Source organism: Promicromonospora iranensis, assembly GCF_028994805.1.
GTDB lineage: Bacteria > Actinomycetota > Actinomycetes > Actinomycetales > Cellulomonadaceae > Promicromonospora > Promicromonospora iranensis.
Window position 1 is genome coordinate 159,514 of record NZ_JAJQQP010000014.1, and the last position, 13,338, is coordinate 172,851.

Consider the following 13,338-nt stretch of genomic DNA (forward strand, 5'->3'; position numbering starts at 1 on the left):
GCAGACCCGTTCATCTCTACACAGCAGGTTCGGTGCCGAGACGTTATCGGATGGGCGCGCATCTGCCGCGAAACTGTGATCCGCCGCACGCACAGCTCACCAGTCGTGGACCGAGCCGTCGTGGAGGCGGTTGACCGGGAGGTAGCCCGGAGCGTACGGGTACGCGGCCGCGAGCTCCTCGTCCAGCTCGACGCCGATGCCCGGGGCTTCGCCCGGGTACAGGTAGCCGTCCTCGAACGTGTAGGCGTGGCGGAAGACCTCGTTGGTGCGGTCCGTGTGCCCCGAGTACTCCTGGATGCCGAAGTTGTGGATCGCGAGGTCCAGGTGCAGCGCCGCGGCCATGCCCACCGGCGAGATGTCCTCAGGGCCGTGGATCGCGCTCTTGATCCCGCGCTGGCCCGCGTAGTCGAACAGCTTCTTCAGGGGGCTGACACCGCCGAAGTGGGTGACGGCGGAGCGCACGTAGTCGATGAGCCGTTCGTCGACGAGCGTCTGGTAGTCGAACACGGTGTTGAACACCTCGCCGATGGCCAGCGGCGTCGTCGTGTGCTGCCGTACGAGGCGCAGTGCGTCCTGGTCCTCGGCGGGCGTGCAGTCCTCCAGCCAGAACAGGTCGTACGGCTCGAGGTCCTTGCCGAGGCGCGCGGCCTGGATCGGGGACAGCCGGTGGTGCGCGTCGTGCAGCAGCGGCAGGTCCGGGCCGAACTCGTTGCGGACCGCCTCGAAGACCCGCGGGATGTACCGCAGGTAGGCGGCGGTGTCCCAGTCCTCCACCACGGGCCGGGCGAGCACGTCCGGGGCCGACCCGTCGGCCGACGTCGTCGCGTGGACCCCGTAGACCGACTTCAGGCCCGGCACCCCGCTCTGGACCCGGACGCTGCGGTAGCCGCGCTCCTGCATCGCCCGCACGGAGTCGAAGATCTCGGGCACGCTGGAGCCGCTCGCGTGCCCGTAGGCCATGATCCGGTCCCGGCTCGCGCCGCCGAGCAGCTGGTACAGCGGCAGGTCGGCGACCTTCGCCTTGATGTCCCACAGGGCGACGTCGACGGCGGCGATGGCCGCCATGGTGACCGGGCCGCGGCGCCAGTACGCGCCGCGGTAGAGGTACTGCCAGGCGTCCTCGATCCGGTGCGGGTCCCGGCCGATCAGCAGCGGGGCGACGTGGTCGCGCAGGTAGCTGACCACGGCGAGCTCCCGCCCGTTCAGGGTGGCGTCGCCGAGCCCCGTCACACCGTCGTCCGTGGTGATCTGGAGCGTGACGAAGTTGCGGCCGGGCGAGGTGACGACGACCTGCGCGTCGACGATCTTCATGCGGAGACTTTCTGTTGGCGGGATGGCTGGGTGAGCAGCTCAGCACTGCTCGTAGGCGTAGGCGGCGTCGTCGGGACCCACCAGGTCCCGGTCGCGCAGGATCGTCAACGGGGCGCGGTCCGGATCGGCGCAGACGGCGTCGAACCCCTCGGGGAGGTTGTCGGTGTACTCGATCTGGAGCACGTGCTCCCCGTAGACGTCGGTGTACGAGGCGCACTCGCTGTAGGCCGCGCACTCCTCGGTGACTGCGAAGTCGAACCCGAGCGCGCGGGCCGCCGTCGTCGCCTCGGCGGCGTTCTTCTGCCCGATGGCGAGACCCGACGCGTGCGCGAGGTCGATGTACGAGCCGGCGAGCGCCAGCGCGTCCTCCCGCTCGATCAGGCCCGTGCTCGGTGCGATGAACCGGGTCCAGGTGTCGAGGTTGTCGATCTCCACCGCGTCGAAGCCCGCGTCGGCGCACCCGGTGATCACCTGGCCGAGGATGCCGACGATCCCGTCGCGCTTCGCCTCGGTCGACGGATCCAGGACGTACTCGTCCGGCCAGTCCGGGTCGACGACGAGCTCCCCCGCGTCGTCGTGCAGCAGCAGGTCCTCGTTGCCGTCGAGCCAGAGATCGGCTTCGCCGGGCTGGGTCTGGAACCCGTTGACGTAGCAGACGTCGTAGGCGCCCGCGGCGGGCTCGGCTGTCGCGTCCCGCACCACGACGTCGAGCCCGCCGTCGAGCTCGTAGGCGGCGCCGAGCTGGTAGTCGAACTGGCCGGTCGTGGGCGGGAGGGCTACATCGACGACGGTCAGGGAGGCGGCATCCTGGTCGCCCTCGTGCCCCGCCGGCCGCCCGGCGTCCGGAGTGCCCTGGCAGGCCGTGAGCGTGAGGGCGACGAGCGCGGCGACGAGGAGCTGAGGCATCTGCCGATCGTAGGTGGGTCGCAGCCGCCGCGGTCCCCGGCGGGGCCGAGCCGAGGCAGGTGACCCGGTCAGGCGCCGGCGATCGCCTCGGTGATCGGCGTCCGGCCGTTGCCGAAGGCGATGGTGCGCCCCACGGTGCCGCTGTCCGCCAGGACCGCCGCGGCGACCGCTGCGACGTCGGCACGGGATACCCGGCCATCACCCGGGTCGGCCACCTCGATCAGCCCGGTGGGCTCGTCCAGCGTGAGCGGACCGGGCTGGAGGATCGTGTGTTCGAGCTCCGAGGCACGCAGGTGCTCGTCGGCCGCGGACTTCGCCTCGGCGTAGGCGAAGAACGAGCTGTCCTCCGGCACCCCGTGGTCAGGCCCGGCACCCAGGTACGACACCATGACGTAGCGCGACACGCCCGCCGCCTTCGCGGCGTCCATCGAGCGGATGGCGGCGTCGCGGTCGACGGCATAGGTGCGCTCCGGGTCTCCGCCGCCCGCGCCTGCCGACCAGACCACCGCGTCCTGACCGTCCAGGAGGGCTGCCAGCCCGTCGGTGTCGAGGTGCTCGACGTCGGCGACCAGCGGGACCGCCCCCGTGGCCGCGACCTCGTCCTGGTGGTCGGGGTTGCGGATCACGCTCGTGACGACGTCGCCCCGCTCCACGAGCAGAGGGGCGAGCCGGAGCGCGATCTTGCCGTGACCGCCGATGATCAGAACACGGGACATGGTGCTTCCTTCCGAGAGGTTCCGTTCCAGGCTATGCCGGGTGGCAGGCGCCGGCGCACCCGCGCGAGGCGGCCCGACCACAGAACGTCCCGACCACGTCGAAACGTCCCGGCACCGCCGCCGCGTTCGTCGCTTCCCGACCGTTGCGGCGAGCAGGGCCTTTTCGAGGTCTAAGTTTCTCCGCTCTGAATCGGTTCAGAGCGGAGAAACTTAGACCTCGAAGTGGCTGGACGTCCCCACGGCGGCCGTCAGCCGAGCTTCTCCGCGAACGCCACGATGATTCCCTCGGGGCCGCGGACATAGCAGAAGAGGTAGGCGCCCTCGATGGAGGTCAGCTCGCCGAGAAGCTCCACGCCGCGGGACCGCAGACCGGCGACGACGCCTTCGATGTCCTCGACGGCGAAGAGGACGCGGTGCAGGCCCAGCGTGTTCGCCGGTGCGTTCGCGGGTCCGGTGCGGATCGCCGTCGGCGTGTGATAGCTCATCAGCTCGACGTGGCCGTCGCCGTCCGGGGTCCGCAGCATCGCGATGTCGCACCGGAGCTCGTCGAACCCGCAGACCCGGGCGGCCCAGTCCTGGTCGACGGTGGCCTGGCCCTCCAGCTCGAGCCCGAGCTCGGTGAAGAACTCGATGGCGCCCGGCAGGTCCTCGACGACGATGCCTACGTTTTCCATCCGCGTGATCATGGTGCTGCTCGCTCTCTCCGTCGTGCGGCCCGTGCGGCCGCTTCTGAACCGGGGACGGAGCCGCCGCGGGATTCTCGACACAGGCCACCAGATCCGGCCGCGCATCAAGAATGAAATGCACATTTTTCGCGCGGCCATGGTCGGATGTGGATCGTCCGAGACTCCACAGCACTGTCGCCGTGAGGAAACCGATGACCGAGCGTGTCCTGCCTGACGCCGACACGGTCGAGGCCGCGCTCGCCTCCCACGAGGGACCCTGGGGCGCCGGCGCGCGCGTGCTCTCCGTGCTGGACCAGTCCACCGGGCTGGGACAGGCCGCGGTGCTGCGGGCGAGCATCGCGCCGCCGAACGCCTGCCCGTCCGTGTGGATCGTCAAGATCCTGGGCTGGGGCCGGCAGACCCTGCTCGACTCGCGCGACAGCCTGCTGGACCGTCGCGAGGCGCACTTCTACGGCAGCGGGATCTCCGACCTGCTCCCCAGCGGGCTGACGACGCCGCCGGCCGCGACGGTGTTCAGCCACCATGGCTTCACCTGGGTCGTCATGCGGGACATCGGCGCCGTCCTGCAGCAGAGCTGGACCCCCGAGTCCGCCATGACGGCCGCCCGGCGCGCCGCGCTGCTGTACGTCCCCGGCGTCCTGCGCCCCGGGCTGCTCGACGCCCCGTGGCTGGAGCTGGAGGGCTACGCCGCCTACACCCACCACATCCCGACGGGCCACGACAACCTCGACGCGCTGGCCGGCGACCCGCGGCTCCGGGCCCTGTTCACCGCCGAGCAGGTCCGCGACCTGCATGCCTGCCTCGACGCGTCCGACGAGCTGTGCGCGCGTGCCGCGCGGCTGCCCACCACGCTCGTGCACGGTGACCTCACGCCCCGCAACGCGGGCGTGGACCGGCGCGGCGCCCTCGCCCTCATCGACTGGGAGCACGTCGGTGTGGGCCCCGTCGGCTTCGACCTGGGCACGTTCGTCTCGCTCTACCGTGCCTTCGGTGGCCACGGCGAGCTGGACGAGCCTGCCGTCCTCGAGGCGTACGGCAGGGCCGTCAGCGAGCTGGCGGGCATCGACCTCCGCCCTGCCGCGGCACTGGGCGCGGCCACCGCCCACCTCACGTGGGGTCTGCACCTGCGACTGGGCCCTGGCCTGACCCTGGTGCGCCAGGGCCTCAACCGCGACGCCCCGGCGAAGCTCGCAGCACACCTCGACGACCTCCGGTCAGGATGCCTGCGCGCCCTGTCCTGGGCGTCCGCCGCCGGAGCGGTCGCCGCAGTCCGCTGATCGGCGTCGCCGCAGGTCCCACCGCCAGCAGTACCGGCTCCGCGCCCGGCACCGCCACGGGCCGCCGCCACCCGAAGCCGTCCCGTGCGGTCCGGACGGCGACGGTCGCCCACGCCACCACGAGCCCGGCGAAGAGCAGCACGGACAGCACCACGAACGCCGTCAGCCCGGTGTGCGCGGCGAGCCCGGCGGTCGCCGTCACGCAGGTGCCGACCGGGAAGGTGAACGACCACCAGGTCAGCGAGAACGGCAGCCCGTGCACGGCGGCACGCACGGTGACCGCAGCGGCGATCGCCGCCCACATCAGCGCGAAGCCGAGCACCGCCACCCCGAAGACGACGGCGAAGTACACGAGCCCGCGCTCGAAGACTGCTCCGAACGTGCCACCCGCGTTGGCCGCCAGCAGGCTGGCCGCGGTGACCGACTGGCCGAGCGGGCCCAGCGCTATCCACAGGGTGGGGACCATCCGGCTCGCGCCCACCTGGTGGTGCATCAGCCGGCTCCACAGCTGGGGAAGGATCACGAGCGACGCGATCAGGCTGAGCCCGAACAGCGCGTAGCACGCCAGGAGCATCGTCTCGCGGGCCTCCCCCGGCGCGATGTGCGGCAGCAGGAGCGCACCCGTCGCCGCCGACACCATGGGCGCCACCACCGGCATGAGCCATCCGGCGAACGCGGCGTCCGCCGGGTTCTCGTGCCGGGTGAAGGCGAGGTAGGGCACGGCCACGGCGCTGACCAGGCCGGCGACGGTCCCGAGCGACCACAGCACCGCGTGGACGGCGACGGCGGCCTGCAGGCCCACCACGTCACGGCCGACCAGGAGCGTGCCCGCGCCCACGGTGAGCACCGCCATCGGCGGAGCACCGTAGAAGTGCGCCATCACCGGGTCCGCGTGGTGCGCGCGCGCCGCAGCGGGGTGCCGCGCCCAGTGCAGCACGGTGGCGGTCAGGAAGAAGACGAGCATCGCGGAGGCGAGCAGCCAGACGACGACGGCGGCCTGGCGCTGGCCCGGGAGCTGGACCGGCAGCGTCACGGCGGCGTTGGCGACGATCCCGGTGCCCATCACGGAGGCGAACCAGTTCGGTGTGACGGTGGCGATGCTGAAGCGGGCCATGCGCCTCAGTCTCCCGACCGATCGACCTGGCCGGTATCCTCAGTTTCATTGTGGAACCACAACCTGACGTTGTAGCTGGGAGCGGTGTGGACCTGCCGTCGCTCCGGCTGCTCTCGGCGATCGCGGAGGCGGGGTCGATCACCGCCGCCAGCAGGACGCTGGGCATCACCCAGCAGGCCGCGTCGACCCGGATGCGCCGGCTCGAACGCCGGCTCGGGGTGGCGCTCCTGGTCCGCGGCCCACGCGGCAGCACGCTCACCCTCGACGGCACCATGGCGGCACAGTGGGCGGCCGAGACCGTGGAAGCGGCCGACCGGTTCGACGCGGGTGTCGCCGCACTGCGCACGGCGGGCCACGCCAAACCCTTGGCCATCGCCGCGAGCCTCACGGTCGCGGAGTACCTGCTCCCCCGCTGGCTCATGACGCTGCGCGCGCGGGACAGCGCCGCGCACGCCATCTCGGTGACCGCGACGAACAGCGCGCACGCCATCGAGCTGGTCACCGACCGCAGCCACCAGCTCGGCTTCGTCGAGACGCCCACGGAGATCCCGGGCCTGCTCACCACCACCGTGGCGAAGGACGAGCTGGTCGCCGTCGTCGCACCGCAGCACGCCTGGGCCCGACGCCGCGGCGTGAGTGCGGCCGAGCTCGCGCGCACCCCGCTCGTGACGCGGGAGAAGGGCTCGGGCACCAGGCTCAGCGCGGAGCAGATCCTCATCGACGCCGGGCACGAGATCGCGGCCCCGCTGGCCGAGCTCCCGACCACCGCGGCGGTCCGGACCGCCGTCGCGTCCGGTGCGGCGCCCGCGGTGCTCAGCATCCTGGCCGTCCGGGACGACCTCACCGCGGGGCGCCTGGTCCGCGTCCCGGTCACGGGGCTGCGCTTCGTGCGCGAGCTGCGCGCCATCCGCTCCCCGGGCACGTCACCGCTCCCGCCGCTGGAGACCCTGCTGTCCATCGCGGCACGGAACGGCTGAGCCGACGGCGCCCCCGCGCGCTCTCACTCCTCGGCGTCGAACCGCGCCCGCGCCCGCTCGACGTCGGGCATGTTCTCGGCGCTCCAGTGGAACAGCGCGTCGATGAGGTCCTGGATGGACCTGCCCAGCGGCGAGATGCGGTACTCGACGGCGATCGGGCGCGAGCTCACGACGACCCGGTCGACCATCCCGTTGCGTTCGAGACGGCGCAGCGTCGCCGTCAGCGACTTCTGGGTCACCACGGGGATCGCCCGCCGCAGCTCGTTGAACCGCAACGGCCGCTCACACAGCTCGTCGAGCACCTGCAGGGACCATTTGTCGAGCACCTGGTCGAGCAGCTCCCGGTGGTGTGTGGAGATCTGTATGCGGTCGGCGGGTTCGGTGGTATCCGGCATGAAACCTAGTCTCGTTGAAGTTCCCTTCGTACACCAAGTAGACATGCGATACCTGCTAATCCATCAGCGAAGGGACCTTCCATGACCGTGCAGCTGCTCACCCCCGAGGGCATGTTCCAGCCCGTCCCGTACCACCACGTCTCGATCGGCACCGGCAGCCGTCAGGTACACGTGGCCGGCCAGATCGCGCGCGACGCCGAGGCGAACCACATCGCGCCGGACGACCTCACCGGGCAGGTGGCGCAGGCCCTGCGCAACACCGCCCGCGGCCTCGCCGGTGCCGGCGCGACCTTTGCCGACGTCGTGCGCCTCCGGTTCTTCGTCACGCACTGGAGCCCCGAGAAGATGGACGACTTCATGGCCGGCCTCGAGGGCGTGACCGACGAGCTCGGCATCCCGAAGCCGCTGCCGCCCGTCTCGCTCATCGGTGTCGACTACCTGTTCGAGCCGGACGTGCTCGTCGAGGTCGAGGCCTTCGCCGTCCTGGACTGATCGCACGGCTCGTCGGCGGTCAGCGATCTTGACCATGGGTTCAAGTGATGGCTAGGGTTCTTGACCATGACGTCAAGTAACGCGATCGCTGACCCGGCCTCGGCGGTCGGCTCCCCCGCGGAGAAGACCCCCGAGGCCGTCGACGGCGCTCCGGCCACCACCTCGCCGTTCGAGCTCCTGCCCGCCGGCGAGTCGTTCGGCGTCTGCGACCTGGACGGGGTGTGCTCCTGATGCCCGGCGAGGCATTCGGCCAGGCCGCGGACCGGCTCGTGGTCGACGTGTGGAGCGACGTGATGTGCCCGTTCTGCTACATGGGCGACACGCTCCTGGCCCAGGCCCTGGAGAAGTTTCCGCACGCCTCGGGTGTCGACGTGCGGTACCACAGCTTTCTCCTGATGCCGCAGCTGTCCGACGACGACGCCCCGGTCAGCCCGACCGAGCTGTTGTCGACCAAGCACGGCCTGCCGCCCGAGCAGGCGCAGGCGATGAACGACCAGGTCACGGAGCGCGCCCGGCAGATCGGGCTGGACTACCGCATGGACCAGGCCCAGGCCGTCGGCACGCGCACGGCGCACCAGCTCAGCCACTTCGCGGCCACCCGGGGCAAGCAGCACGAGATGGTCCAGGAGCTCTTCAAGGCGTACTTCACGGACGGCCGAAACGTCGCCGACCACCAGGTCCTGGCCGACCTGGCCGCCGACGTCGGCCTGGACCGGGACGCCGCCCTCGCCGCTCTGGCGAGCGGGGAGTTCGCGGACGCCGTCGAGGAGGACATCCAGCAGGCCCGCCAGTACGGCATCCAGGGTGTCCCGTTCTTCGTGTTCGCCGGCAAGTACGCGGTCTCGGGGGCACAGCCCGTCGAGGCGTTCCTGCAGGCCCTGGACACGAGCTGGAACGAGACGGTCGGGGCGGCCGACGCCGCTCCCACCGGGGCGGGTCGTTGACGTCCCAGGCCCCGCGGCTGCGCGCCGACGCACGGCGCAACGTCGAGAGCATCCGCACGGCCGCCCTCGACGTGTTCCGCACGCACGGGCTGAACAGCCCGCTCGACGAGGTGGCGCGGGCCGCGGGCGTCAGCAAGGGCACCATCTACCACCGCTTCGGGGGCAGGCAGGGCCTGATCGACGCGGTGGTCGAGGAGCTCGTCGCCGAGCGCATCACCGGCATCATCACCGCGGTCCGCGACATCGAGGACCCGGTCGAACGGTTCGAGAGCTACCTCCGGCGCATCTGGCTGCTCCAGTACGACGAGCCCGCGGCGAACGACGTCCTGCTGCGCGCGATGCCGGGCTCGGACCCGCTGGTCGCACTGTGCGAGCACGCCAGCGCGGTGGCCGGCGGCTTCCTCGCCGAGGCTCAGGCCACCGGCAAGATCCGCGACGACCTCACCGCCGAGGACATCTACCTCCTCGTCTGGGAGCGCGGCATCATCGCCCGTGCGTGCACCGAGCAGCCGCGTGACGGCTACGCCCGACGCTGCGAGTACACCCTCCGCGGGCTGCGCAGCGACTCGTAGCCGGTCACGCTCCGGGCCGGCCCCGGAAGGTGGTCCGGTAGGCGTGCGGGGTCACCCCGGTGGCCCGGCGGAAGAGGGCGCGGAAGTTGCTCGGGCTCGGGAACCCGACCTGTCGGGCGATGCGCTCGACGCCGTAGTCGGTGGTCTCCAGCAGCTCCTGCGCGTGCCGGATGCGCACGCCGCCGAGCCACTGCATCGGGCTCTGGCCGGTCTCCTGGTGGAACCGGCGGTTGAGCGTGCGCACGCTCGTGTGCGCCGCGTCGGCGATGTCCGCGAGCGCGAGGTCATGGTGGGCGTTCTCCTCGATCCACAGGAGCACCGGTTCGAGCGTCGCGCTCTGGAACGTGGGCGGGTTGCGGAGGATGAACTGCGCCTGGCCGCCGTCGCGGTGGAGCGGCGCGACGGAGAGCCGTGAGGTGTCGGCGGCGACGGCGACGCCGTGGTCGCGGCGCACGAGGTGCAGGCACAGGTCGAGCCCGGCCGCGGCGCCGGCCGAGGTGAGGATCTGGCCGTTGTCGATGTACAGGGTCTCCGGGTCCACGTCGATCGACGGGTACCGCTTCGCCAGGGCGTCCGCGGCGAGCCAGTGCGTCGTCGCACGCAGTCCGTCGAGCAGACCGGCTTCGGCGAGCGTGAAGGCGCCGACGCAGATCGAGGCGATGCGCGTGCCGTCAGCGGCCGCGGCCCGGAGCGCGGCGATCGCGGGCGCCGGGGTCTCCTGCTCGGGATGGATCCGGCCGGGGACCACCACGGTGTCCGCCCGCTCCAGCGCCTCCAGGCCGACGTCGACGCCGAGCCGCAGCGGGCCCGCCCGGACGACCGGCTCGGTGCCGCACACGAGCACGCGGTAGGCGGGGCGACCGTCGGGCAGCCGGGCACGGCCGAAGGTCTCGATCGGCGTGGCCAGATCGAAGATGATCGTGTCGGGCAGGGCGACGACCACGACGGTGTGCACAGGCCCACGGTAACCAGCGTGCGGGCCGCATGAGTGCCATCCAGGCGCGGGTGGCCAGATCCAGGCGGCTTCTGGCAGGCAGGCCCCTGGTTCGGCGGGCCGACAGCAGCCGAGCATGGGAGCGCAGCAGCCCGGTGCCACACCCGCCCGTCCCCCGAGGAGCGCTCATGCCCCTGTCCGCCCAGGTAGTCCTGTTCGACGGTTTCGACCCGTTGGACGCAGTCACCGTCTTCGAGGTTCTCGCCGCGGGGAGCACCGCGATCGGCGGCGACCTGACGGTCGAGCTCGTCACCGCGGAGGGACCACGACCGGTCCGCTCGGGCACCACCGGGATCACCCTGCCCGCGACAGGAACGCTCGACCCGGAGCGTCCTGGCTACGTCATCGTCCCGGGCGCCAGCGGCCCCGTCGACGGCGATCCCGACGACGGCGTCGACACCATCCCGGTGCTGCTGGCACGCTTCGCGCGGTCAGCCGCCGTCCCGCTCGTCCAGCGCGCCATGGAGAACGCGAAGGTCACCGTCGCGACCGTGTGCGGCGGATCGCTCGCCCTGGCGATGGCGGGACTGCTCGAGGGCCGCAACGCCGTCACGCACGTGCTCGGCATGGACGTCCTGGACGCCACCGGCGCGCACGCCGTCCAGGCGCGCGTCGTGGACGACGGCGACCTGGTCACCTCCGGCGGCGTCACCTCCGGGCTCGATCTAGGGATCTACCTGCTGGAACGCGAGTACGGCCCGAAGATCGCACGCTCCGTCGAGACACTCTTCGAGTACGAGCGCCGCGGAACGGTCTGGTCCGACACCGGACGCGTACCGCAGGCCGTCTGAGAACCCGATCCATGGACACGGAGCGCAGCATGCACACCATCACCGGGACCTGGGACGTACGGCTCAGGACGCCGCTCGGCACCATCGACGCCCGCTACACCTTCATCGAGGAGGGCGGCGCCCTCGCCGGGACCGCCGAGGCCGACGGCGAGACCGTCACGCTGGACTCGGTCGCCGTCGAGCCCACCGCCGAGGGTGACCACGTCACCTGGTCGCAGCGGGTCACCAGGCCGATGCGCCTCAACCTCGACTTCGACGTCGTCGCCGCAGGGGACACGCTCACCGGGCACTCCCGCGCCGGCCGGCTCCCCCGGAGCCAGGTCTCGGGCAGCCGCCGGCCGCGCTGAACCGAGCCGCCACCTTCGTTACGGTGGAGACCATGGAACCCGCGACGGAGGGCACAGCCCGGCCGACCGTTGTCTTCGACGTTCTCGGCACCCTGGTCGACCAGACAGGGAGCATGGAACGGCAGGTGTCAGCGATGGCCGGGATCGACCGTGGAGCCGCGGCGGAGGTGGCCCGCCGCTGGCTCGGGCACGTCGCCGAGCAGGAACGCGCGATCGTCGAGGGCCGGCGCGCGTTCACGCCCAGCCACGAGCTGGATGTCGAAGCCTTGGACGTGCAGGTCCGCCAGGACCTGCTCGTGGCCGACGCCGCCAGCCGGCTCGCCGACGCGTCCGAGTGGCTGCAGCCGTGGCCGGACACGGTCGCCGGCCTCGACCTGCTCGCCGCCGACGTCACCGTGCTCGGCCTGTCGAACGCGAGCCGCCGGGTGCTCGCCGGGATCAGCACCAACGCCGGGCTGCGGTGGCACCAGGTGCTGTCGAGCGAGGACGCACGCACCTACAAGCCGGCCCCGGCGATCTACGAGCTGGCGAAGAACAGCACCCCCACCGGGTCGGGCACGCCGTTCATGGTGGCGGCGCACGCCTGGGACCTGCGGGCCGCGGCGGCGGCCGGGCTGCGGACGGCGTACGTGCCTCGGTCCGACGGCGACCCGCCCGGGCCCGGCGACACGTTCGACCTGCAGGCGACGACCCTCCTGGACCTGCACGCGCAGCTCCTCGACCTGATCGAGAGCACGTAGCCGGCTGCTGGATCGCGGCGGGCATCGGTGCGCTCTGCACCGCCTATCCCGCACTCTCGCTCGGGCGCGGATCTTCGTCTCCGGGCACACGGTCACGGTCGACGCGCGCGGCGCGGAGAGCGCCGAGTCGCTCTGGCTGAAGCAGGCGGGCGCCGGCGCCCCTTCCTCGATGTGCTGGTGGCGACGATCGTGGGCGCCGTCGTGCTCATGCTCGGCGGGTTCGAGGTGCCCGCCCTGCCCTTCCTGCTCGCCCTGGTCGGGCTCAGCGTGGTCGACGCCGGCCTGCGCTACGCCGTGATCCGACGCCGCGCGCTCCGGTGAAGAACGACCTGGCGGCCCGCCGCCTGGAACGGGCGTGGACCCAGGCCGACCTGGCGACCGCTCTCGGCGTCTCACGCCAGACGGTGATCTCGATCGAGCGGGGACGGTTCGACCCGTCCCTCCCCCTCGCCTTTCTCATCGCCCGGGCCTTCGGCTGCGCGATCGAGGACATCTTCACGCCGGACTGATGGACCGGCTCGCACGAGGCTCCGTTTCGAGCAAGATTCCGGCATCTGAAAAATCTCCCGGGCACCGCGCGACCCCGTACCGGTCCCATGTGCGAGTGATCGAACCGCACACAGACAGTGGATCTGCCGCTCGCGAACGCGGGTGGCTCCATCTGATGGACCGCCTTGAGGGAGTACCGCTATGTTCTTCCACCGCCAGGAGCTGCAGCACACGGTCAAGCCAGCGAAGCCCGACGCCGTCTACGCCCGCAAGCTGCAGGAGGTGCTCGGTGGCCAGTACGGCGAGATCACCGTCGCCATGCAGTACGGCTTCCAGTCGTGGAACGCGCACATGCCAGGAAAGTACCGCGACCTGCTCTATGGCATCGGCGCCGAGGAGATGGGCCACGTCGAGATGCTCGCGACGATGATCGCGCAGCTGCTCGAGAAGGCACCCCTCGGTGTCACCGAGGGAGCGATGCAGGATGACCCCACGGTCGCCGCGATCATCGGTGGCACCGACCCGCAGCACGCCATCGTGGCCGGTGCGGGCGCCCGGCCGGTCGACTCCAACGGCAACCCGTGGAC

Annotated in this window: 19 protein-coding genes; 12 read left to right on the plus strand and 7 right to left on the minus strand. The window is 71.7% G+C overall.

The features are described 5' to 3' along the window. Positions 1 to 96: 96 nt before the first annotated feature. The 4 genes from manD to LUM46_RS22210 all read right to left on the minus strand — a co-directional run bounded on the left by manD (position 97) and on the right by LUM46_RS22210 (position 3,607). Positions 97 to 1,311, minus strand: a complete 1,215-nt coding sequence (gene manD, locus LUM46_RS22195) for a D-mannonate dehydratase ManD (RefSeq protein WP_274997096.1) — start codon at positions 1,309 to 1,311, stop codon at positions 97 to 99. Positions 1,312 to 1,350: 39 nt separating this feature from the next. After that, positions 1,351 to 2,217, minus strand: a complete 867-nt coding sequence (locus LUM46_RS22200) for an endo alpha-1,4 polygalactosaminidase (protein WP_274997098.1) — start codon at positions 2,215 to 2,217, stop codon at positions 1,351 to 1,353. 68 nt (positions 2,218 to 2,285) lie between these two features. Next, positions 2,286 to 2,933 carry an SDR family oxidoreductase gene (locus tag LUM46_RS22205; RefSeq protein ID WP_274997102.1) on the minus strand — a complete coding sequence of 216 codons (648 nt, stop codon included), beginning with the start codon at positions 2,931 to 2,933 and terminating at the stop codon, positions 2,286 to 2,288. A gap of 248 nt (positions 2,934 to 3,181) precedes the next feature. Further along, a complete protein-coding gene (locus tag LUM46_RS22210) occupies positions 3,182 to 3,607 on the minus strand; it encodes a VOC family protein (protein WP_274997105.1) in 426 nt (141 codons plus the stop codon). Positions 3,608 to 3,810: 203 nt separating this feature from the next. Here LUM46_RS22210 and LUM46_RS22215 point away from each other — a divergent pair, with 203 nt between their 5' ends. Beyond that, positions 3,811 to 4,896 (plus strand): phosphotransferase family protein, encoded by a 1,086-nt coding sequence (locus LUM46_RS22215; RefSeq protein ID WP_274997107.1) that lies wholly within the window; start codon positions 3,811 to 3,813, stop codon positions 4,894 to 4,896. On the opposite strand, the gene LUM46_RS22220 is transcribed toward LUM46_RS22215, so the two are convergent. Further along, the gene (locus tag LUM46_RS22220) at positions 4,784 to 6,010 is read right to left on the minus strand and encodes a TDT family transporter (protein WP_274997108.1); all 1,227 of its coding nucleotides are present in this window, start codon (positions 6,008 to 6,010) and stop codon (positions 4,784 to 4,786) included. The two genes, LUM46_RS22215 and LUM46_RS22220, sit on opposite strands and share 113 nt — an antisense overlap. A gap of 86 nt (positions 6,011 to 6,096) precedes the next feature. On the opposite strand from LUM46_RS22220, the gene LUM46_RS22225 reads away from it, so the two are divergent. Further along, positions 6,097 to 6,987 carry a LysR family transcriptional regulator gene (locus tag LUM46_RS22225; protein WP_274997110.1) on the plus strand — a complete coding sequence of 297 codons (891 nt, stop codon included), beginning with the start codon at positions 6,097 to 6,099 and terminating at the stop codon, positions 6,985 to 6,987. A gap of 23 nt (positions 6,988 to 7,010) precedes the next feature. Here the strand turns inward: LUM46_RS22225 and LUM46_RS22230 are convergent, their stop codons facing one another. Further along, positions 7,011 to 7,382, minus strand: a complete 372-nt coding sequence (locus tag LUM46_RS22230) for a winged helix-turn-helix transcriptional regulator (protein WP_274997113.1) — start codon at positions 7,380 to 7,382, stop codon at positions 7,011 to 7,013. Between the two features lie 81 nt (positions 7,383 to 7,463). Here LUM46_RS22230 and LUM46_RS22235 point away from each other — a divergent pair, with 81 nt between their 5' ends. The 4 genes from LUM46_RS22235 (at position 7,464) to LUM46_RS22250 (ending at position 9,390) form a co-directional block, all read left to right on the plus strand. Then, the gene (locus tag LUM46_RS22235; protein WP_274997116.1) at positions 7,464 to 7,874 is read left to right on the plus strand and encodes a RidA family protein; all 411 of its coding nucleotides are present in this window, start codon (positions 7,464 to 7,466) and stop codon (positions 7,872 to 7,874) included. Positions 7,875 to 7,940: 66 nt separating this feature from the next. Further along, positions 7,941 to 8,105, plus strand: a complete 165-nt coding sequence (locus tag LUM46_RS22240; RefSeq protein ID WP_274997118.1) for a hypothetical protein — start codon at positions 7,941 to 7,943, stop codon at positions 8,103 to 8,105. Then, positions 8,105 to 8,818, plus strand: a complete 714-nt coding sequence (locus LUM46_RS22245) for a DsbA family oxidoreductase (protein WP_274997121.1) — start codon at positions 8,105 to 8,107, stop codon at positions 8,816 to 8,818. Before LUM46_RS22240 ends, LUM46_RS22245 begins: the two co-directional genes overlap by 1 nt. Next, complete coding sequence (locus LUM46_RS22250) at positions 8,815 to 9,390, plus strand: TetR/AcrR family transcriptional regulator (RefSeq protein ID WP_274997123.1); 576 nt, start codon at positions 8,815 to 8,817, stop codon at positions 9,388 to 9,390. Before LUM46_RS22245 ends, LUM46_RS22250 begins: the two co-directional genes overlap by 4 nt. Positions 9,391 to 9,394: 4 nt before the next feature. On the opposite strand, the gene LUM46_RS22255 is transcribed toward LUM46_RS22250, so the two are convergent. Next, on the minus strand, positions 9,395 to 10,345 hold the full coding sequence (locus LUM46_RS22255; protein WP_274997126.1) for a GlxA family transcriptional regulator: 951 nt from the start codon (positions 10,343 to 10,345) through the stop codon (positions 9,395 to 9,397). A 167-nt stretch (positions 10,346 to 10,512) separates the two neighbouring features. Between LUM46_RS22255 and LUM46_RS22260 the strand changes: the two genes are divergently transcribed. From LUM46_RS22260 to LUM46_RS22285, 6 genes are all read left to right on the plus strand, one after another. Next, complete coding sequence (locus LUM46_RS22260) at positions 10,513 to 11,175, plus strand: DJ-1/PfpI family protein (RefSeq protein WP_274997128.1); 663 nt, start codon at positions 10,513 to 10,515, stop codon at positions 11,173 to 11,175. A 29-nt stretch (positions 11,176 to 11,204) separates the two neighbouring features. Then, a complete protein-coding gene (locus tag LUM46_RS22265) occupies positions 11,205 to 11,522 on the plus strand; it encodes a hypothetical protein (RefSeq protein ID WP_274997130.1) in 318 nt (105 codons plus the stop codon). A gap of 32 nt (positions 11,523 to 11,554) precedes the next feature. Further along, on the plus strand, positions 11,555 to 12,262 hold the full coding sequence (locus tag LUM46_RS22270; RefSeq protein ID WP_274997132.1) for a haloacid dehalogenase type II: 708 nt from the start codon (positions 11,555 to 11,557) through the stop codon (positions 12,260 to 12,262). Between the two features lie 177 nt (positions 12,263 to 12,439). Continuing rightward, positions 12,440 to 12,583, plus strand: coding sequence for a hypothetical protein (locus LUM46_RS22275; RefSeq protein ID WP_274997135.1), 144 nt, complete (start codon positions 12,440 to 12,442; stop codon positions 12,581 to 12,583). Next, complete coding sequence (locus LUM46_RS22280) at positions 12,580 to 12,771, plus strand: helix-turn-helix transcriptional regulator (RefSeq protein WP_274997138.1); 192 nt, start codon at positions 12,580 to 12,582, stop codon at positions 12,769 to 12,771. The genes LUM46_RS22275 and LUM46_RS22280 overlap by 4 nt, the downstream gene beginning before the upstream one ends. Before the next feature lie 181 nt (positions 12,772 to 12,952). Beyond that, positions 12,953 to 13,338, plus strand: a 386-nt coding sequence (locus LUM46_RS22285) for a manganese catalase family protein (protein WP_274997140.1), incomplete at its 3' end; no start/stop codon positions are given.

Bases quoted from the DNA above. Each gene is read 5' to 3' on its own strand.
- manD (WP_274997096.1), bottom strand. From the start codon at position 1,311: ATGAAGATCGTCGACGCGCAGGTCGTCGTCACCTCGCCCGGCCGCAAC.
- LUM46_RS22200 (WP_274997098.1), bottom strand. From the start codon at position 2,217: ATGCCTCAGCTCCTCGTCGCCGCGCTCGTCGCCCTCACGCTCACGGCC.
- LUM46_RS22205 (WP_274997102.1), bottom strand. From the start codon at position 2,933: ATGTCCCGTGTTCTGATCATCGGCGGTCACGGCAAGATCGCGCTCCGG.
- LUM46_RS22210 (WP_274997105.1), bottom strand. From the start codon at position 3,607: ATGGAAAACGTAGGCATCGTCGTCGAGGACCTGCCGGGCGCCATCGAG.
- LUM46_RS22215 (WP_274997107.1), top strand. From the start codon at position 3,811: ATGACCGAGCGTGTCCTGCCTGACGCCGACACGGTCGAGGCCGCGCTC.
- LUM46_RS22220 (WP_274997108.1), bottom strand. From the start codon at position 6,010: ATGGCCCGCTTCAGCATCGCCACCGTCACACCGAACTGGTTCGCCTCC.
- LUM46_RS22230 (WP_274997113.1), bottom strand. From the start codon at position 7,382: ATGCCGGATACCACCGAACCCGCCGACCGCATACAGATCTCCACACAC.
- LUM46_RS22235 (WP_274997116.1), top strand. From the start codon at position 7,464: ATGACCGTGCAGCTGCTCACCCCCGAGGGCATGTTCCAGCCCGTCCCG.
- LUM46_RS22240 (WP_274997118.1), top strand. From the start codon at position 7,941: ATGACGTCAAGTAACGCGATCGCTGACCCGGCCTCGGCGGTCGGCTCC.
- LUM46_RS22245 (WP_274997121.1), top strand. From the start codon at position 8,105: ATGCCCGGCGAGGCATTCGGCCAGGCCGCGGACCGGCTCGTGGTCGAC.
- LUM46_RS22260 (WP_274997128.1), top strand. From the start codon at position 10,513: ATGCCCCTGTCCGCCCAGGTAGTCCTGTTCGACGGTTTCGACCCGTTG.
- LUM46_RS22265 (WP_274997130.1), top strand. From the start codon at position 11,205: ATGCACACCATCACCGGGACCTGGGACGTACGGCTCAGGACGCCGCTC.
- LUM46_RS22270 (WP_274997132.1), top strand. From the start codon at position 11,555: ATGGAACCCGCGACGGAGGGCACAGCCCGGCCGACCGTTGTCTTCGAC.